The 17,490-nt window shown below is 73.5% G+C and carries 17 protein-coding genes; 8 read left to right on the forward strand and 9 right to left on the reverse strand.

Going from position 1 to position 17,490, the window contains the following annotated elements; translation table 11 throughout:
- Positions 1-40 precede the first annotated feature (40 nt).
- The 3 genes from ESG85_RS23110 to ESG85_RS23120 all read right to left on the reverse strand — a co-directional run bounded on the left by ESG85_RS23110 (position 41) and on the right by ESG85_RS23120 (position 3,908).
- Positions 41-1,264, reverse strand: a complete 1,224-nt coding sequence (locus ESG85_RS23110; protein ID WP_128977433.1) for an IS30 family transposase — start codon at positions 1,262-1,264, stop codon at positions 41-43.
- A gap of 155 nt (positions 1,265-1,419) precedes the next feature.
- Positions 1,420-2,961 carry a histidine ammonia-lyase gene (gene hutH / locus ESG85_RS23115; RefSeq protein WP_128982481.1) on the reverse strand — a complete coding sequence of 514 codons (1,542 nt, stop codon included), beginning with the start codon at positions 2,959-2,961 and terminating at the stop codon, positions 1,420-1,422.
- Positions 2,962-3,002: 41 nt separating this feature from the next.
- Positions 3,003-3,908 (reverse strand): NmrA/HSCARG family protein, encoded by a 906-nt coding sequence (locus ESG85_RS23120; protein ID WP_128982301.1) that lies wholly within the window; start codon positions 3,906-3,908, stop codon positions 3,003-3,005.
- Between the two features lie 215 nt (positions 3,909-4,123).
- Between ESG85_RS23120 and ESG85_RS23125 the strand changes: the two genes are divergently transcribed.
- A complete protein-coding gene (locus tag ESG85_RS23125; RefSeq protein WP_128982302.1) occupies positions 4,124-4,675 on the forward strand; it encodes a YciI family protein in 552 nt (183 codons plus the stop codon).
- 139 nt (positions 4,676-4,814) lie between these two features.
- Here the strand turns inward: ESG85_RS23125 and ESG85_RS23130 are convergent, their stop codons facing one another.
- From ESG85_RS23130 to ESG85_RS23145, 4 genes are all read right to left on the reverse strand, one after another.
- The gene (locus tag ESG85_RS23130; RefSeq protein WP_128982304.1) at positions 4,815-5,930 is read right to left on the reverse strand and encodes a GGDEF domain-containing protein; all 1,116 of its coding nucleotides are present in this window, start codon (positions 5,928-5,930) and stop codon (positions 4,815-4,817) included.
- A gap of 107 nt (positions 5,931-6,037) precedes the next feature.
- Positions 6,038-6,874 carry an enoyl-CoA hydratase/isomerase family protein gene (locus tag ESG85_RS23135; RefSeq protein ID WP_128982306.1) on the reverse strand — a complete coding sequence of 279 codons (837 nt, stop codon included), beginning with the start codon at positions 6,872-6,874 and terminating at the stop codon, positions 6,038-6,040.
- Positions 6,875-7,059: 185 nt separating this feature from the next.
- Positions 7,060-8,208, reverse strand: coding sequence for an adenylate/guanylate cyclase domain-containing protein (locus tag ESG85_RS23140; protein ID WP_128982309.1), 1,149 nt, complete (start codon positions 8,206-8,208; stop codon positions 7,060-7,062).
- 347 nt (positions 8,209-8,555) lie between these two features.
- Complete coding sequence (locus ESG85_RS23145; RefSeq protein WP_128982311.1) at positions 8,556-9,407, reverse strand: biotin--[acetyl-CoA-carboxylase] ligase; 852 nt, start codon at positions 9,405-9,407, stop codon at positions 8,556-8,558.
- 134 nt (positions 9,408-9,541) lie between these two features.
- Here ESG85_RS23145 and ESG85_RS23150 point away from each other — a divergent pair, with 134 nt between their 5' ends.
- The gene (locus ESG85_RS23150; protein WP_128982312.1) at positions 9,542-11,146 is read left to right on the forward strand and encodes an acyl-CoA carboxylase subunit beta; all 1,605 of its coding nucleotides are present in this window, start codon (positions 9,542-9,544) and stop codon (positions 11,144-11,146) included.
- 21 nt (positions 11,147-11,167) lie between these two features.
- Complete coding sequence (locus tag ESG85_RS23155) at positions 11,168-11,380, forward strand: acyl-CoA carboxylase epsilon subunit (protein ID WP_128982314.1); 213 nt, start codon at positions 11,168-11,170, stop codon at positions 11,378-11,380.
- A 138-nt stretch (positions 11,381-11,518) separates the two neighbouring features.
- On the opposite strand, the gene ESG85_RS23160 is transcribed toward ESG85_RS23155, so the two are convergent.
- Positions 11,519-13,000, reverse strand: a complete 1,482-nt coding sequence (locus ESG85_RS23160; RefSeq protein ID WP_128982316.1) for an MFS transporter — start codon at positions 12,998-13,000, stop codon at positions 11,519-11,521.
- A gap of 36 nt (positions 13,001-13,036) precedes the next feature.
- Between ESG85_RS23160 and ESG85_RS23165 the strand changes: the two genes are divergently transcribed.
- The 4 genes from ESG85_RS23165 (at position 13,037) to ESG85_RS23170 (ending at position 14,747) form a co-directional block, all read left to right on the forward strand.
- Entirely contained in the window at positions 13,037-13,741 is a 705-nt protein-coding gene (locus tag ESG85_RS23165) for a TetR/AcrR family transcriptional regulator (protein ID WP_128982318.1), read from the forward strand.
- Positions 13,738-13,881 carry a hypothetical protein gene (locus ESG85_RS35105; RefSeq protein ID WP_164986303.1) on the forward strand — a complete coding sequence of 48 codons (144 nt, stop codon included), beginning with the start codon at positions 13,738-13,740 and terminating at the stop codon, positions 13,879-13,881. Before ESG85_RS23165 ends, ESG85_RS35105 begins: the two co-directional genes overlap by 4 nt.
- Before the next feature lie 71 nt (positions 13,882-13,952).
- A complete protein-coding gene (gene mmpB, locus ESG85_RS36685) occupies positions 13,953-14,081 on the forward strand; it encodes a morphogenic membrane protein MmpB (protein ID WP_281288073.1) in 129 nt (42 codons plus the stop codon).
- Between the two features lie 60 nt (positions 14,082-14,141).
- The gene (locus ESG85_RS23170; RefSeq protein WP_128982320.1) at positions 14,142-14,747 is read left to right on the forward strand and encodes a nucleoside triphosphate pyrophosphatase; all 606 of its coding nucleotides are present in this window, start codon (positions 14,142-14,144) and stop codon (positions 14,745-14,747) included.
- 59 nt (positions 14,748-14,806) lie between these two features.
- On the opposite strand, the gene ESG85_RS23175 is transcribed toward ESG85_RS23170, so the two are convergent.
- The gene (locus ESG85_RS23175) at positions 14,807-15,247 is read right to left on the reverse strand and encodes a hypothetical protein (protein WP_128982483.1); all 441 of its coding nucleotides are present in this window, start codon (positions 15,245-15,247) and stop codon (positions 14,807-14,809) included.
- Between the two features lie 461 nt (positions 15,248-15,708).
- Between ESG85_RS23175 and ESG85_RS23180 the strand changes: the two genes are divergently transcribed.
- Positions 15,709-17,463 (forward strand): acetyl/propionyl/methylcrotonyl-CoA carboxylase subunit alpha, encoded by a 1,755-nt coding sequence (locus ESG85_RS23180; protein WP_128982322.1) that lies wholly within the window; start codon positions 15,709-15,711, stop codon positions 17,461-17,463.
- Positions 17,464-17,490 lie beyond the last annotated feature (27 nt).

The following is a 17,490-nucleotide window of genomic DNA, read 5'->3' on the forward strand; positions in this document are numbered from 1 at the left end:
GGCGGTTTCTAGGGGTCGTCGCAACACGTGGTCGTGTTGGTCAGGCCGCGAGTAGTTTATGCAGGCGCTCGGCCGGGGTTTCCCAGCCGAGCGTTTTGCGTGGGCGGCGGTTGAGCTGGTCGGCGACGGCGGCCAGGTGCTCGGGGTCGTGGACGGACAGGTCGGTGCCTTTGGGGAAGTACTGCCGCAGCAGGCCGTTGGTGTTCTCGTTCGAGCCGCGCTGCCAGGGGCTGGCGGGGTCGCAGAAGTAGACCGGGATGTCGGTGGCGAGGGTGAACTGCGCGTGGCGGGCCATCTCGCTGCCCTGGTCCCAGGTCAGGGACCGCATCAGCTGGGCGGGCAGGGTCTGGACGGTGGCGGTCAGGGCAGTCAGGACGGCCTCGGCTCCGTGGTCGCCGGGCAGGTGCAGGAGCATGACGTAGCGGGTGGCGCGTTCGACCAGGGTGCCGATCGCGGACCTGCCGTCCTTGCCGATGATCAGGTCGCCCTCCCAGTGGCCGGGAACGGCCCGGTCCTCCACCTCGGCGGGCCGTTCGCTGATCATCACCATCGGGGTGGTGAAACGCGGCTGGCGGCAGTTCGCCTGCCGCTGGGGTCTGCGGCGGGCCCGCCCGGAGCGCAGGGCGCCGGCCAGCTCGCGCCGCAGCTGACCCCTGCCCTGGACATAAAGTGCCTGATAGACGGTCTCGTGGACCACGTGCATCTCCGGCCGCTGGGGGAACTGTGTCCGCAGAGCGTGGCATATCTGCTCCGGGCTCCACTTCTCGTCCAGCATCGTCTGGACGGCGTCCCGCAGCTCGGGGTTCCGGAGGATCTTGCGGGGCTTGGGGCGGGGACGGCGGGCGTCGGCGCGGGCCTGGGCGGCGTGCGGGCGGTAGTGCCACTGGCCGCGTGTGCCGTCGGTGCGGTTGCGGCGGATCTCCCGGCTGACCGTGGACGGACTTCGGCCCAGCTCCGCGGCGATCGCCCGTACCGTGGCCTTCTCCCGCAGCCGGTCCGCGATGTGGATCCGCTCGTCCTCGCTCAGGTATCGGGACGGACCGGAAGCCGGCACCACCAGATTGATCGGTGGTACCGGCTTCCGGTTGCGTTCCCCGGAGCGGCCGTTGCGCCACTTCCGACCGGTCCGCTCATCGATGCCGACAATCCGGCACGCTTCGGTGTTGCTGTATCCCTGCCGCACGAGCCGGGAGTATGCCTCCCGCTCCCGGGACAACTTCTTACGCCCCTGCGGTGTCCGGTCCGCTCGGATCTGGAAGTCCATCGCACCCCTTGAACTGGGGTGTTGCGACAACCACTAGAACCAACGCGAGCGGGGCGGCCCTTGCGCGTGCGTCCGCGCGGACGCGGTCGGACGCGGGGGAAACGGCTCCGGCATGACGCTTACGGCATGACCGGTTACGCCATGACCGGCTACGGCTACGCCAGCGGGCCGGTGACCGGCTCGACGGCGGCGACCAGCCGGCCCTCGCGGACGAAGGCGTCGGCAGCGGCCAGGTCGGGCGCGAGGAAACGATCCGGCCCGGGACCCTCGACACCGGCCGCGCGCAGCGCCTCGATGGCGGCGGCGGAGGCGGGCGCCGGGCTGAGGCCGTGGCGCAGCTCGATGGCGCGGGTGGCGGCGTAGAGCTCGACGGCGATGATCCGGTTGAGGTTGCCGATCGCGGTGCGCAGCTTGCGGGCGGCGGACCAGCCCATGGAGACGTGGTCCTCCTGCATCGCCGAGGACGGGATGGAGTCGGCGGAGGCCGGGACGGCGAGCCGCTTCATCTCGCTGACCAGGGCGGCCTGCGTGTACTGGGCGATCATCAGGCCGGAGTCGACGCCGGCGTCGTCGGCGAGGAACGGCGGCAGGCCGTGCGAGCGGTTCTTGTCGAGGAGCCGGTCGGTGCGGCGCTCGGCGATGGAGCCGAGGTCGGCGGCGGCGATCGCGAGGAAGTCGAGGACGTACGCGACGGGGGCGCCGTGGAAGTTGCCGTTGGAGCGGACCTGGCCGTCGGCGAGGACGACCGGGTTGTCGACGGCGGCGGCCAGCTCGCGCTCGGCGACGAGCCGGGCGTGGGCCATGGTGTCGCGGCCGGCGCCGGCGACCTGGGGGGCGCAGCGGACGGAGTAGGCGTCCTGGACCCGGGGGGCCTCGCCGCTCTGGTAGTGGCCGGTGAGCTCGGAGCCCTTGAGCACGGCCAGCATGTTGGCGGCGGAGGCGGCCTGGCCGGGGTGCGGGCGGATGGCGTGCAGCTCGGGCTCGAGGACCTTCTCGGTGCCGAGGAGGGCTTCGAGGGAGAGCGCGGCGGTGACGTCGGCCGACTTGTAGAGGGTGTCGAGGTCGGCGAGGGCCATGATCAGCATGCCGAGCATGCCGTCGGTGCCGTTGAGGAGGGCGAGGCCCTCCTTCTCGCGCAGCTCGACGGGCTCGATGCCGGCGGCGGCGAGCAGCTCGCCGGCGGGCTTCACCTCGCCGTCGGGCCCCTCGGCGTCCCCCTCCCCCATCAGCGTGAGGGCGCAGTGGGAGAGCGGTGCGAGGTCGCCGGAGCAGCCGAGCGAGCCGTACTCGTGGACGACGGGCGTGATGCCCGCGTTGAGCAGGTCGGCCATGGTCCGGGCGACCTCGGGCCGGACGCCGGTGTGGCCGGAGGCGACGGTCTTGAGCCGCAGGAACATCAGCGCGCGGACGACCTCGCGCTCGACCCGCGGGCCCATGCCGGCGGCGTGCGAGCGCACGATGTTCCGCTGGAGCTGGGTGCGCAGGTCGTGGCCGATGTGGCGGGTGGCGAGCGCGCCGAAGCCGGTGGAGACGCCGTACACCGGCTCGGGCTTGGCGGCGAGCGCGTCCACGGTGGCGCGGGCGGCGGCGAGCGCCTGGACGGCTTCGGACGACAGCTCGACGCGGGCGCCGTGGCGGGCTACGTCGATGACGTCCTGCGGGGTGGTGCCGGACGTCCCAAGGACGACAGTCTGCATATCCATATTCAGCACCCTACGGACTGAAGAGCGACCTGTCACTAGACGGCAGGCGTGAGGCTCCCGTTCCCGGCCGAACGGGCCGGCCCGAGCAGCCCCGCCCAGTCCTGCCCCGCCGCCCAGTCGGCGAAGGAGTGCCAGCCGACCTCGGGGTACGCGCGGCGCAGCCCGGCCACGTCGACGGCGAGGCCGGGGCCGGCGAAGTACGCGAACATGGCCGCCAGGTCTGCGGAGTGGCGCCGGACCACGCCGAGCGGCACCTCGTGGTGGGCGACCGGCCGGCCGGCGGCGGAGGCGAGGACGGCCGCCATCTCGCCGGAGGTGCGCTCGTCGGAGGCGATGTCGACGCGGCGGCCGGTGAACCCGTCGCGGCGCCGGAGGGCGAGCGCGGCGAAGGCGCCGATGTCGGCGGCGGGAATGAGCGTGAGCGGCGTGCCGGCCGGCAGGGGCCAGGCGAAGGAGCCCTCGCGCAGCCCTTCCAGGGTCCAGCCGTGGGCGAAGTTGTCCATGAAGGCGGCCGGCCCGATCACCGTCCACGGCAGGCCGGAGGCGTACAGGTGCTGCTCGACGGCCCACTTGCTCTCGTAGTGCGGCACGCCGGTGGCACGGTCCGCGTGGGCGGCGGAGGTGAACACGACGTGCCCGACGCGGGCGGCCGCGGCGGCGTCGACGAGCCGCCTGCCCTGGCGCGCCTCGGTGGCGACGTCGGCACCGAAGGGCGTGGTGACGGCGAAGAGCGAGTCCGCGCCGGCGAGGGCCGCGTCCAGCGAGACGCGGTCGTCGAAGTCGGCGCGGCGGACGTCGGCGCCGAGGGCGGCCAGGGCGCGGGCGGCGGGCGAACCGGGGTCACGGGTGAGGGCGCGGACGCGGCACCCGGCGGAGAGCAGGGCACGGGCGGTGGCCCCGCCCTGGGCGCCGGTGGCACCGGTGACGGCGACGGTGAGCATGCATCCTCCAGGGAGTATTCTTCTGCGTGACGCAATCTTTGCGCCACGCAGAGGTTAACCCATTCGTCTGCGTCGCACAGATCTTTTCGGGCGGCAGCCATCGGCGGCCCTGTCGGGTGGGCTGTCGGGTTGCCTGTCGGATGGCCTGCCGGATGGCCTGCCGGGTGGCCTGAAATCGATCGACTCGCGCGTGCCCCCTCGCGCATCCTCACGGGATGGAATTCCTCGTCTATCACCGCGACCGGCCCGGCTCCCTGCCGCTGCGCCGGGACCTGCTGGAAGCGCACTGGTCGTACATGGACCGGTTCGAGAAGGAGATGATCGCCCGCGGGCCGGCGTTCGACGTGGCCGACGGCGAACGGCTCGTGGGCAGCGTGCACATCGTCGACCTGCCGGGCCCCGAGGCGGCGCGGGCGTTCGCGTTCGGCGAGCCGGCCTACCAGGCCGGCGCCATCCGGGACGTGCTGATCCGCCGGTGGCGCAACGCGCTGGGGCGCACGATGGGGGACTTCCCGGGCGGCCGGTCCGGAGGCGACCGCTTCCTGGTGCTCGGGCTCGGCCAGGGCGAGCCGGTCGACCTGGAGGTGCCGCGGGACCGGGACGAGCTCATCGCGTACGGCCCTCTGCTGTCCGACGACGGCTCCGCCTGGCTCGGCACCGCGGCGCTGGTCCGCGCGCCGGACGCGGAGTCGGCGCGTGCGCTGCTGACGGTGGAGCGGTACGCCGATGTCGAGGTGTACGCCTGGGAGTTCGGCGGACGCCGTTAGCGGACGGACGGCCCACGGCCTCGACGCCGGTGCCGGTGCCGGTGCTGACGTCGGTGCCGGTGCTGGCGTCGGTGCCGGCCCCGGCGTCGGTCCCGGTCCCAGCGTCGGTGCTGGTGCCAGCGTCGAGGCCGGTCCCGCCCTACTGCGGCGGTGCGTCGCGGAAGCGGCGCCTGTCCCTGGCTCCCGGTGGGGCGTCGGCCAGGCGGATGACGGCGCCGTCGCGGCCCGCGACCACCGGCTTCGCCGAGCGGGCCGCCTTGGCCTGGTACTGGGCCGCGTCGGCCAGGCGGAAGAGGCGGCGGGCCGACTTCAGCGGGCCGATCGGGTCGCCGGTCGAGGCGACCCCGCACGCGACGCCCTCGCCCAGCTCCAGCTCCGCCGCCCTGACGCACAGCTCCTCGGCGACCGCCACCACCTCGTCCGCCGTGGGCCCCACCGTCAGCAGGCAGAACTCGTCGCCGCCGAGCCGCGCGGCCAGCGCGCCCGGAAGCATCGCCCCGCACCGTGACAGAACGGAGCCGAACCGTTCCAGCAGACGGTCGCCGACGGCGTGGCCGTGGGTGTCGTTGACCCGCTTGAGCCCGTTGAGGTCGCAGACCAGCAGGCTCACCACCGACCCGTCCACCCGATAGCGCTCGATCGCCTGGTCGAGCCGGGTGTCGACGGCCCGGCGGTTGGCGAGGCCCGTCAGCGGATCCGTGAAGGCGAGCTTGCGGACCTCTTCCAGGCGCTCGGCCTGGGCGATCCCGGACGCCACCACCGCCGCGAGCACGGTCGCGAAGTCGGAGTCGTCCCGGTCGAACGGCACCGCCCCGGCCGGCCTCGCCACGTACAGCTCGCCCCAGGCCCGCCCGTGCAGCACGATCGGCGCGACCACGCAGCAGCCGCGGCCGCGCCGGCGCAGGCCGGTGACCCGGCCGGTCGGCACGCGGTCGTCGGCGGTCTCCACCCACGCGTCGGGCTCGCCGCCGCCCGCCCACTGCTCGTGCAGGAACTCCGTGATCTCCGGGAACTGGTAGACCGGATAGGTCTCGGCGTCCGGGAACTCCTCCTCGCCCACCGCCCGCTCCCCGGCGTTCACCAGGACCTTCAGCCGGCCGTGGTCCCGCTCCCAGACGGAGAGCGCGGCGAAACTGCCGCCGAGCGCGTCCCGTGCGCCCAGCGCGGCCGCCCGCCAGAACTCGCGCGGAGTGTGCGCCGCCGCCATCGCCTGAGCCAGCGCCACCACGGCCCGCAGCCGAACGTCCTCTCCCATTCCTCCAGCTTAGGGACGTTTGATCCGTTTTCCCTTCCGAGACGTCACGGAAAGTGACATTTAGTGCAAATCGCGACCACTCGCCGTCCGGGCGGGCTGCCGCCGGCTCACTCGCCCGGCCACTCCGGGCGGCGCTTCTCGTTGAACGCCGCCACGCCCTCCGCCCGGTCCCCGGAGAAGGCCACCGAACGCCAGGCCGCGTCCTCGACCTCCAGGCCCGCCCGCAGGTCGAGGCCCTGACCGAGGCGCATGGCCTTCTTGGCCGCGCGCAGGCCGACCGGCGAGTTCGCCGCGATGCGCCCGGCGAGCTCGAGGGCGGCGGTACGGGCGTCCTCCGCCAGGACGTCCACCAGACCCAGTTCGCGCGCCTCGGCCGCCTCGACCCGGCGCGCCGTGAAGACCAGCTCGGCGGCGCGGGCGGCGCCCACCCGGCGCGGCAGGAGCTGCGTGCCGCCGCCGCCGGGGATCACGCCCACCGACACTTCCGGCAGTCCGACCACGGTGGTCGCGTCGGCCACGATCAGGTCGCAGGACAGCGCGAGCTCGAAACCGCCGCCGAGGGCGAAGCCGTGCACGGCGGCCACGGTCGGCATCGGCAGCTCCAGGACACCGGTGTACGCGGCGCGGGCGACGGGCCGCTGGCGGACCAGGTCGGCGTCGCTGAAGGAGTTGCGCTCCTTGAGGTCGGCTCCCACGCAGAAGGCCCGGTCGTGGGAGGAGGTCAGGACGGTGACGCGGACCGCGGGGTCGTCGGCGAGCGCGGCGCAGGCGGCGCCGATGGAGCGGGCCATCTCGGAGGAGACGGCGTTCATCGCCTTGGGCCGGTCGAGGACGAGCTCGGCGACGTGCCCGGGCCCGTCCTTCCGTACGGCGACGAACTCACCGAAACGCTGCTCGGACTGCACCGAGCCCTGCTCGGAACGCTGCTCGGACTGCTGGGACATCCTCGGCCCTCCCGGTCACGCGGTCAACGGGTGTTAACGGCTGTTCACCGGGAGATCCTAGGGCCTGGCCCTGACGGCTCCCAGGGCCAGGGCCCCGGGGCAAGGTCCGGAGGGGGCGCCGCCGGCCGGCCGGGGCCCGGAAGGACGCGGCTCAGGTCGGACGGCGGCTCAGGTCGGACGGCGGCTCAGGTCGGACGGCGGCTCAGCAGCCAGGGCTCCACGACGCCCAGTCCGCGGACCGGCCGCTGCCACATCGGCTGGAGCGCGAAGCGGTACGCGGGCGGGTGGTCGCCCTCCTTCTCGGCGCGGGCCGTCTCCTCCGCCGCCTGGGTCTCGGAGACGGGTGCGTCGCCGGTCCTGGTGAGCTCCTCGGCGAGGGCGCTGTCGACCAGGACGGCGTCCTTCGGGGCTATCGAGGTGAGGCGGCTGGCGAGGTTCACGGTGGTGCCGAAGACGTCGCCCATCCGGGTCGTCACGGTGCCGAAGGCGAGGCCGACCCGCAGGGCGGGCATGGTCTCGTCGTGGCCCAGGGTCTCGATCAGCCGCAGGCCGATCTCGGCGGCCGTGCCGGCGTCGTCGGCCGCGTACAGGACCTCGTCGCCGAGCGTCTTGATGAGCCGGCCGCCGTGCGCGGCGACCAGGTCGGCGCAGGTGGTCTCGAAGGCCTCGACGAGCTCGCCGAGCTCCTCCTCCTCCAGGCGCCGGGTGAGCCGGGTGAAGCCGACGAGGTCGGCGAAGCCGACGGCGAGCCGGCGGTCGACCATCTCCTCGTCGTCGGCCGCCTGCACGACCCGGCCGGTGGCGGCGGCGAGCTGGCGCCGCCACACGTAGATCAGGAACTCCTCCAGCTCGGGCAGGAGCAGTTCGACCAGCGGGTACGTGACCTCGGTGCGGGTCATGCCGGGCTCGGGCGGCTCGGTGAGGCCCTCCAGGAAGGAGTCGATCTGCCATTCGGCGAGCCGGGCCGTGGTCTGGCCGGTGGAACGGGCGACCTGCACGGCCATCGGCTCGCTGAGCAGTCCGGCCTCGACGAGACCGGCGAGGCGGCGCAGCGCGAGGACGTCGGCCTCGGTGAGCGCCTTGGCCTGGCCGATGTCGGCGAAGCCCATGGCGCGCCAGAAGCGGGAGGCGAGCTCCATGGAGACGCCGGCGGTGCGGGCGGCCTGGAACGGCGTGTAACGGCGGTCGGCGCCGAGGATGAGCTGTTCGAGGCGGATCGCCAGGGGGTCGTCGGTCGGCTCGGCCGTGTGGTCGACGACATGGTGGGGCGTGGGATAGGTCGGAGGTTCAGCTGGTTCGGCCGCGCCGCCGTTGTTCGCGTCGTCGACGGTCACCGGCCGCCTCCTGCCCGTTCCCTGCCCACTGTCCTGCCGTTCTGTCGCGTGGATGACGCGTCACGCGTCGCGGTCCACGAATCGCGCTCCACGATACGACAGGTGTGTGCTGGCTCACGCCCGAACCGGCCGCGCACCGCCCGCGGCGGGCGGGAACGGCCGGTCCGTACGAGTGAGATCCGGCCCCGGCGGCCCGGCGAGGACGACAGCAGCCCGGCCCAGGCGGCCCGGCGAGGACCACGGGCCGCGGCCTCCCTGCGCCGCGGTCCGGCCTCCCGGCGCCGCGCCCCCGCGCCGCCCGCCACCGGACGACGTCGCCCGCCGCCCGGCGCCGCCGGTCCGGCCCGTCAGTCCGTCGCCCGCAGGTGGACGATGTCGCCCGCCGCCACCGCCTCGGTGCCGCCGCCCTCCGTGGCGACGACGAGGCGGCCGTCGCCGTCGACGGCGACGGCGTCGCCCTCGAGCATGCGCTCGCCGGGCAGGTCGGCGCGGACGCGGCGGCCGAGGGTGGCGCAGGCGGTCGCGTAGGCCTCCTGGAGGCCGGAGGCGGCCGGGTCGCCGTCCGCGCGGACCCAGTCGCCGTACCACTGCTCCACGGAGCGCAGCACGGCGCGCAGCAGGGTGTCGCGGTCCGTGGAGACGGCGTCGGCGAGGAGCAGGGAGCCGGCGGCCGGCACGGGGAGCTCGTCCTCGCGGAGGCCGACGTTGATGCCGAGGCCGATGACGACGCCGTCGGCGCCGGCCCGCTCGGCGAGGATGCCGCCCGTCTTGCGCTCCTCGCCCCGCACGCGGACGAGGAGGTCGTTGGGCCACTTGAGGGAAAGTTCGGCGCCGGCGGCCTTGGCGAGGCCGCTCGCGGCGGCCACGCCGGTGAGCAGCGGCAGCCAGCCCCAGCGGTGCACGGGCACGGCCGGCTTGAGCAGGACGGAGAGGAAGAGGCCGGAGCGCGCGGGGGCGGTCCAGCTGCGGTCGAGCCGGCCTCGCCCCGAGGTCTGCTCCTCGGCGACGAGCACCGCGCCCTCGGCGAGTTCGTCGGCGCGGGCGGCGAGGTCGGAGTTGGTGGAGCCGGTGGACTCGACCACGTCGAGGGAGGTCCACAGGCCGTCGGGGAGCACGAGCGCGCGGCGCAGGGCGGGGGCGTTGAGGGGGGGCCGGTCGAGGTCGGACCAGCGTCCCGCTGAGCCTTGGGAGGACGTCATGCAAGCCAGCGTAGGTGTGGCAAACGCCGCACTGCCGAACCGTATCGACGCCGATACGCTACGGGTCAGTAGCAGGGCAGTAGCCCATTCGTAGTCAACGAACCCCCCGTGACCAGGCAGGGAGCCGCATCCCGATGTCCGAGCCGGCAGAGCACGACGAGATCGACATTCACACGACCGCGGGCAAGATCGCGGATCTGCAGCGCCGGATCGGCGAGGCCACGCACGCCGGTTCCGAACGGGCCGTCGAGAAGCAGCACGCGAAGGGGAAGCTGACCGCGCGCGAGCGCATCGCACTCCTGCTCGACGAGGATTCGTTCGTGGAGCTGGACGAGCTGGCCCGGCACCGCTCGACCAACTTCGGCCTGGAGAAGAACCGCCCGTACGGCGACGGCGTGGTGACCGGCTACGGCACCGTCGACGGCCGCCCGGTCGCCGTGTTCTCGCAGGACTTCACCGTCTTCGGCGGCGCGCTGGGCGAGACGTTCGGCCAGAAGATCATCAAGGTGATGGACTTCGCCCTGAAGACCGGCTGCCCGGTCATCGGCATCAACGACTCCGGCGGCGCCCGCATCCAGGAGGGTGTGAGCGCGCTCGGCATGTACGGCGAGATCTTCCGCCGCAACACCCACGCCTCCGGTGTGATCCCGCAGATCTCGCTGGTCGTCGGTCCCTGCGCGGGCGGCGCGGTGTACTCGCCCGCGATCACCGACTTCACGGTGATGGTCGACCAGACCTCGCACATGTTCATCACCGGCCCCGACGTCATCAAGACGGTCACCGGCGAGGACGTCGGCTTCGAGGAGCTGGGCGGCGCCCGCACCCACAACACCACGTCGGGCGTGGCCCACCACATGGCGGGCGACGAGAAGGACGCGATCGAGTACGTCAAGTCCCTTCTGTCGTACCTGCCGTCGAACAACCTCTCCGAGCCGCCGGCCTTCCCCGAGGTCGCCGAGACCGAGACGACGGACGAGGACCGCGAGCTCGACACGCTGATCCCGGACTCCGCGAACCAGCCGTACGACATGCACACCGTGCTCGAGCACGTCCTCGACGACGGCGAGTTCCTGGAGACCCAGGCGCTGTTCGCGCCGAACATCGTCACCGGCTTCGGCCGCGTGGAGGGCTTCCCGGTCGGCATCGTCGCCAACCAGCCGATGCAGTTCGCCGGTTGCCTCGACATCAACGCGAGCGAGAAGGCGGCGCGCTTCGTCCGCACCTGCGACGCCTTCAACGTCCCGGTGCTGACCTTCGTCGACGTCCCCGGCTTCCTGCCGGGCGTGGACCAGGAGTACGGCGGCATCATCCGCCGCGGCGCGAAGCTGATCTACGCGTACGCCGAGGCGACGGTCCCGCTGATCACGGTCATCACCCGCAAGGCCTTCGGCGGCGCGTACGACGTCATGGGCTCCAAGCACCTGGGCGCCGACATCAACCTGGCCTGGCCGACCGCGCAGATCGCCGTCATGGGCGCGCAGGGCGCGGTCAACATCCTGCACCGGCGCACGCTCGCCGAGGCGGAGGCGAACGGCGAGGACGTCGAGGCGGTGCGCACCCGGCTCATCCAGGAGTACGAGGACACCCTGCTCAACCCGTACGTCGCGGCCGAGCGCGGTTACATCGACGGCGTGATCATGCCGTCCGACACCCGCGCGCAGATCGTGAAGGGCCTGCGTCAGCTGCGGACGAAGCGGGAATCCCTGCCTCCGAAGAAGCACGGCAACATCCCGCTCTAGGCCCCGGAAGGAGCTGCTGCTGTGATCAAGGTCGTACGAGGAAACCCGACCCCGGAGGAGCTGGCCGCCGCACTGGCGGTGGTCCAGGCCCGGGCCGCCGCGACGGCGGCGGCTGCCGCCGCGGGCGGCGGCCCGAGGGTGCCGGAGGGCTGGTCGGACCCGGCCCGCATCGCCCGCGGCGTCCGCCCCAGCCCGGGGCCGCGCTCCTGGGCGCGGTCGTTCTGGCCGGCGTAGCACCGGTCCCGCGGACCAGGCCCCAGGGGCCTGCCGCCGTCGACACGCTCGTCCGCCGGAGGCCGGGCCCCTTGTGCGGGGGGTCCGGCCTTCGGCGTGCCCGGGTGCGGGCGGCGGGGAGGTCCTCCCCGATCCCGCCTATCGCGCGTCCTGCCGACGCGTCCGGCCGCGCGGCCGGCGCAGGAAGAGTGCCGAGGCCGCGGCGGCCGCCACGACCACGGCCGCGTTGACGGCGACGGCGCGGGCGATGCCGCCGGGGAGCGTGGCGGCGGTGACGACGACGGCGCTCATCACCGGGGTGCCGAGGGTGATGCCGACCTGCTGGGTCATGGTGGCGATGCCGGTGGCCATGCCCTGCTCGGCGTCGGGCAGCCCCGAGGTCGCGGTGACCATGAACCCGACGATGGCGAGCATGTTGCCGACGCCGCCCGCGAAGGTGGCGGCGAGCAGCAGTCCGTACATGCTCCGCTCGTCCCCGAGCGCGACGAGCGGGAGCGTGGCCGCGGCCTGGAGCAGCCCGCCGGCGACGAGCGCGGTACGGGCGGAGAAGCGGCCGATGAAGCGGGGCGCGAGCAGGCCGCCGAGTACGGTGCCGGCGCCCAGGACGCCGAAGGAGAGTCCGGCGGCGAGCGGGGAGAAGCCGAGCACGTCCTGGAGGTGCAGCGTCATCAGGAAGACCAGCGAGGTCTCGGTGGCGAAGGCGACGAGCCCGGCCAGATTGCCCCAGACGACGGTGCGGCGCCGCAGGACGCGGACGGGGACGAGGGGCGCGGCGGAGCGCCGTTCGACCAGCGGGAAGACGGCGAGCAGCGCGGCGGCCGCGGCGAGGGGGACGAGGACGGCGGGGTGGCTCCAGCCGTGCTCGCCCGCGGCGGTGAGGCCGTAGACCAGGGCGAGCAGGCCGCCGGTGACGGTGACGGCGCCGGGCACGTCGAGGCGGGGCCGCTCGGCGGGCCGGCTCTCCTTGATGACGGCGGGGGCGACGAGGAGGACGGCGAGGGCGACGGGCACGTTGACGAAGAAGGCCCAGCGCCAGGACAGCAGGTCGGTGAGGACGCCGCCGAGCACGGCCCCGGTGGTGAAGCCCGCCGACATGAGGGCGCCGTTGAGACCGAGCGCCCGGTCGCGCAGCGGGCCCTCGGGGAACGCGGAGGTCAGCAGCGAGAGCCCGGCGGGCGTGACGGCGGCGGTGGCGAGTCCCTGGGCGACGCGCGCGGCCATGAGGACCTCGGGACCGGTGGCGAGCCCGCCGGCGAGGGAGGCGGCGCCGAGGACGGCCATGCCGCCGAGGAAGATCCGGCGGCGGCCGACGAGGTCCGCGATCCGCCCGAAGAGCAGGGTGAAGCCGGCGGCGGCGAGGGCGAAGGAGGTGGCGATCCACTGGAGGCCGCCGAGGCTGAAGCCGAGTCCCTGGCCGATGACGGGCAGGGCCACGTTCAGGATGGAGAAGTCGACGGCGAGCATGAACTGGGCGACGAGGAGGACGACGAGGACGAGCCGCATCCGTCCGTCCATCCGCGGTCCCGCCGCCGGGACGGCCGAAGCGGAAGCCGAAGCGGAAGCCGGAACGGAAGCGGGCGCTGGAGCGGGGGCGGGGGCGGGGGCATCGAGAGCAACCATGACGGGACCCCTTAATGGGAGGCTGATTCCGTTAAGATGAACGAGACGGTAGCAGAGTGGACCGCCTTAACGGAACAGGAGACCCATTTGAGCGAGAGCCCGTCGGCCGTGCCCGGCACCCAGCGCCCCGGAGGCCGCACCGCCAAGGTGCGCCGGGCGGTCCTCGACGCCACCGAGGACGCCCTCGCGGCCTCCGGCTTCCACACCCTGAACATGGATCAGATCGCCGCGGCGGCCGGAGTCGGCAAGACCACCGTCTACCGCCGCTGGGGCTCCCCCGTCGGCCTGGTCGCCGACCTCCTCCACGACATGGCCGAGCAGTCCCTTCCGGCCGCCGACACCGGCAGCCTCGCGGGCGACCTGCGCGCCAACGCCGCGCTCGTCCACCGCACCCTCACCGACCCGCGCATGGGCGCCGTCTTCCGCGCCGTGATCGCGGCGGCGGCCTGCGACGAGCAGTGCGCGCGGGCCCTCCACGGCTTCTACCGCACCCGCCTGGAGGAATGGGCCCCGGTCGCCGCCCGCGCACAGGCCCGCGGCGAACTCCCCGCCGGCACCGACGGCCTCGAACTCCTGCGGGCGGTCTCGGCCCCGCTCTACTACCGATTCGCCGTCACCCGCGAGGAGTTCACCGCCGCCGACGCCGAACGCGCCGTCACCGCGGCCCTCGCCGCCGCGGCGGCCGGCGCGTTCCGCACGGACAGGGCGCGCGACGCGACGGACGGGCGAGGGACGGCGTGACGGACAGGGCGGACGACGCGACGGACGGGGCGGCGGACGACGTGCCGGCAGGAGCAACGGACGGGGCGGACGACGTGCCGGACGGGGCCGCGGACGACGCTCCGGTCAGCGCGCCGGACCGGCCCTCCGCCACCGACTAGTTCTTTGTCACCGGGGCGGTTGAGTACCCGTACTCAGGCGTCCCGGCGGCCGGCGCCGCACGATCGGGAGCATGCTGTGGTCCGACCCCGAGAACGAGCCGCCGAAGGACATGCGCGAGATGCAGGTGATGCTGCAGCGCGCGGGCGTCCTCATCGGTCTGGCGTTAACGGTGTGGATGGTCGTGGCCGGAGCGCGGTGACCGGCGGCCGGGGCACGCCGACGGGCTGAGGACCCGGCCCGGGCTCGCTACGCTGCCCCCATGACTGCTGATCGCCGCCGCCTCGTGCTCGCCTCCGCCTCCCCCGCCCGGCTCGGACTGCTCCGGCAGGCCGGACTCGCGCCGGAGGTCATCGTGAGCGGCGTCGACGAGGACAAGGTGCACGCCCCGACCCCGGCCGAGCTGGCGCTCGCGCTCGCCGAGGCCAAGGCCGCGCACGTCGCCGCCCGGCCGGAGGCGTCCGGCGCCCTGGTCATCGGCTGCGACTCGGTCCTGGAGCTGGACAAGCAGGCCCTCGGCAAGCCCGCCGACGCCGAGGAGGCGACCGCCCGCTGGAAGTCGATGCGCGGGCGGGTCGGCATCCTCCAGACAGGCCACTGCGTGTACGACACGACGGCCAAGCGGTACGAGTCCGCCACCGCCTCCACCGTGGTCCGCTTCGGCGAGCCCACGGACGCCGAGATCGCCGCCTACGTCGCCAGCGGCGAACCCCTCCACGTGGCGGGGGCCTTCACCCTCGACGGCCGCTCGGCCCCGTTCATCGAGGGCATCGACGGCGACCACGGCAACGTGATCGGCCTGTCCCTGCCGCTGCTGCGCACGCTGCTGGGCAAGCTGGGCGTCTCGATCACCGACCTCTGGGTCTGACGGGACCCGCCGCACGCGGCGACCGCCGCCGCTCGCCCGTACGGCCGCGCCGCGCGGGGTCAGGCGGCGGCCGGCGCCTCCTCGCCGTCGGCGGCCCGGACCTCGTCGCGGGGCTCGCCGTACGCCACGAGCGTGAGCACGATCAGGCCCACCACGACCATCAGGAAGGCGAACGCCCCCCAGCCCAGCAGCCCGACCGCGACGGCGCCGAGGACTCCGTGGACGACCGCGCAGCCGATGAGCAGGACGCGGCCCGCGCGGCCGGGGCGGCGGTCCCGGATCGCCGCGATCAGCGGGACGAGCGCGCACAGCACGAGCAGGGCCCCGGAGCCGATGCCCAGGGCCCAGGTGCCGGTGTACATGACCTCGGGGTCGAGTCCGTCGAGGGACATCGACTGGGCCTTCACGAACCGGGCCATGACGGCGTTGATCGCCACGATGCCGGGCGCTTCGAGCAGGAGCACCGCCGCCGTCACGAGTGCTATCGGTCTGCGGGCCACCTCGGCCACCCCCTGATACGGCTGTTACCTCCGGTACGAACGACAGGGCGAAGGCTACTGGCCGGTAAATCCCCGGACAAGAGTTCGCACCGGGAAGCGGGAGGGCCGCGCGAGCGGGACGGGAACGCGCGCGGAACGGGAGCGGAACGGCCGCGGGGGGACGGCGCGCGGGCGGCGCGGGGTCGGCGTACGGGCGGCGTGCGGGCAAAGAATCATTGAGCCATTCGTAGGGACTCCACAAAGAAACCCGTTTGGCCACTGGTCCCGGGAACAGAGACCTGCGCCACACCTCGGAGCTACTGTGCCGTAAAGAATCCCTGCGTACCGTGGTGCGACAAGGGATTTCACGACCCGAGCGAGCCTCGATTCACGCTCCGTGTGGGCAAGCTCACCATTGGGGACGGGTCGAAGTGCCGTGTCGGCAGTCCCTAAACTCAGCTTGTTTCAAGGAGGGAGCCATCGTGCGCAAGGTGCTCATCGCCAACCGTGGCGAAATCGCTGTCCGCGTCGCCCGGGCCTGCCGGGACGCCGGGATCGCCAGCGTAGCCGTCTACGCCGATCCGGACCGGGACGCTCTGCACGTCCGCGCGGCCGACGAGGCGTTCGCCCTGGGCGGTGACACTCCGGCCACCAGTTACCTGGACATGGCCAAGGTGCTCCAGGCCGCCGCCGACTCCGGCGCGGACGCGGTCCACCCGGGCTACGGCTTCCTTTCCGAGAACGCCGAGTTCGCCCAGGCCGTGCTCGACGCCGGTCTCATCTGGATCGGCCCGCCGCCGCAGGCCATCCGTGACCTCGGTGACAAGGTCGCCGCCCGTCACATCGCGCAGCGCGCCGGCGCGCCGCTGGTCGCCGGCACCCCGGACCCGGTCTCCGGGGCCGACGAGGTCGTCGCGTTCGCCGAGGAGCACGGCCTGCCGATCGCGATCAAGGCCGCCTTCGGCGGCGGTGGTCGCGGCCTGAAGGTCGCCCGCACCCTCGAAGAGGTGCCCGAGCTCTACGACTCCGCGGTCCGCGAGGCCGTCGCCGCCTTCGGCCGCGGCGAGTGCTTCGTCGAGCGCTACCTCGACAAGCCGCGTCACGTCGAGACCCAGTGCCTCGCCGACCAGCACGGCAACGTGGTCGTCGTCTCCACCCGTGACTGCTCGCTCCAGCGCCGCCACCAGAAGCTGGTCGAGGAGGCCCCGGCGCCGTTCCTGACGGACGAGCAGAACGCGGAGCTGTACCGCGCGTCGAAGGCCATCCTGAAGGAGGCCGGCTACGTCGGCGCCGGCACCGTCGAGTTCCTCGTCGGCACCGACGGCACGATCTCCTTCCTGGAGGTCAACACCCGTCTCCAGGTCGAGCACCCGGTCACCGAGGAGGTCACCGGCATCGACCTGGTCCGCGAGATGTTCCGCATCGCCGACGGCGAGGAGCTCGGTTACGGCGACCCGGAGATCCGGGGTCACTCGTTCGAGTTCCGCATCAACGGCGAGGACCCGGGCCGCAACTTCCTCCCGGCGCCCGGCACCGTCACCACCTTCGCACCGCCGACCGGCCCCGGTGTCCGCCTGGACGCGGGCGTCGAGTCCGGCTCGGTCATCGGCCCGGCCTGGGACTCGCTGCTCGCGAAGCTGATCGTCACCGGCGCGACCCGTGAGCAGGCGCTGCAGCGCGCCGCCCGCGCGCTGGCGGAGTTCAAGGTCGAGGGCATGGCCACCGCCATCCCGTTCCACCAGGCCGTCGTGGTCGACCCGGCGTTCACCGCCGACCCGTTCCGGGTCCACACCCGGTGGATCGAGACCGAGTTCGTCAACGAGATCAAGCCCTTCGCCCCGGCGGGCGCCGAGGCCGAGGAGGACGAGTCCGGTCGCGAGACCATCGTCGTCGAGGTCGGCGGCAAGCGCCTGGAGGTCTCGCTCCCGTCCTCGCTGGGCATGACCCTCGCCCGTACGGGTCTGGCGGCCGGCGCCAAGCCGAAGCGCCGCGCCGCCAAGAAGTCCGGCCCGACCGCCTCCGGCGACACGCTCGCCTCCCCGATGCAGGGCACCATCGTCAAGGTGGCCGTCGAGGAGGGCGCGGAGGTCAAGGAGGGCGATCTGATCGTCGTCCTGGAGGCCATGAAGATGGAGCAGCCGCTCAACGCGCACAAGGCCGGCACCATCAAGGGCCTGTCCGCCGAGGTCGGCGCCTCCGTCACCTCGGGCGCCGCGATCTGCGAGATCAAGGACTGAACCGGCCCCCGGCCACCGGGGTACGGT

The sequence above is a fragment of the Streptomyces roseicoloratus genome (genome assembly GCF_004117935.1).
Taxonomy (GTDB): Bacteria; Actinomycetota; Actinomycetes; order Streptomycetales; family Streptomycetaceae; genus Streptomyces; species Streptomyces roseicoloratus.

Coding starts and splice junctions, on each gene's coding strand:
- ESG85_RS23120 (WP_128982301.1), bottom strand. CDS start 3,908: ATGCTCACCGTCGCCGTCACCGGTGCCACCGGCGCCCAGGGCGGGGCC.
- ESG85_RS23160 (WP_128982316.1), bottom strand. CDS start 13,000: ATGGTTGCTCTCGATGCCCCCGCCCCCGCCCCCGCTCCAGCGCCCGCT.
- mmpB (WP_281288073.1), top strand. CDS start 13,953: ATGCTGTGGTCCGACCCCGAGAACGAGCCGCCGAAGGACATGCGCGAG.
- ESG85_RS23150 (WP_128982312.1), top strand. CDS start 9,542: ATGTCCGAGCCGGCAGAGCACGACGAGATCGACATTCACACGACCGCG.
- ESG85_RS23135 (WP_128982306.1), bottom strand. CDS start 6,874: ATGTCCCAGCAGTCCGAGCAGCGTTCCGAGCAGGGCTCGGTGCAGTCC.
- ESG85_RS23165 (WP_128982318.1), top strand. CDS start 13,037: ATGAACGAGACGGTAGCAGAGTGGACCGCCTTAACGGAACAGGAGACC.
- ESG85_RS23170 (WP_128982320.1), top strand. CDS start 14,142: ATGACTGCTGATCGCCGCCGCCTCGTGCTCGCCTCCGCCTCCCCCGCC.
- hutH (WP_128982481.1), bottom strand. CDS start 2,961: ATGCAGACTGTCGTCCTTGGGACGTCCGGCACCACCCCGCAGGACGTC.
- ESG85_RS23110 (WP_128977433.1), bottom strand. CDS start 1,264: ATGGACTTCCAGATCCGAGCGGACCGGACACCGCAGGGGCGTAAGAAG.
- ESG85_RS23125 (WP_128982302.1), top strand. CDS start 4,124: ATGGAATTCCTCGTCTATCACCGCGACCGGCCCGGCTCCCTGCCGCTG.
- ESG85_RS23145 (WP_128982311.1), bottom strand. CDS start 9,407: ATGACGTCCTCCCAAGGCTCAGCGGGACGCTGGTCCGACCTCGACCGG.
- ESG85_RS23130 (WP_128982304.1), bottom strand. CDS start 5,930: ATGGGAGAGGACGTTCGGCTGCGGGCCGTGGTGGCGCTGGCTCAGGCG.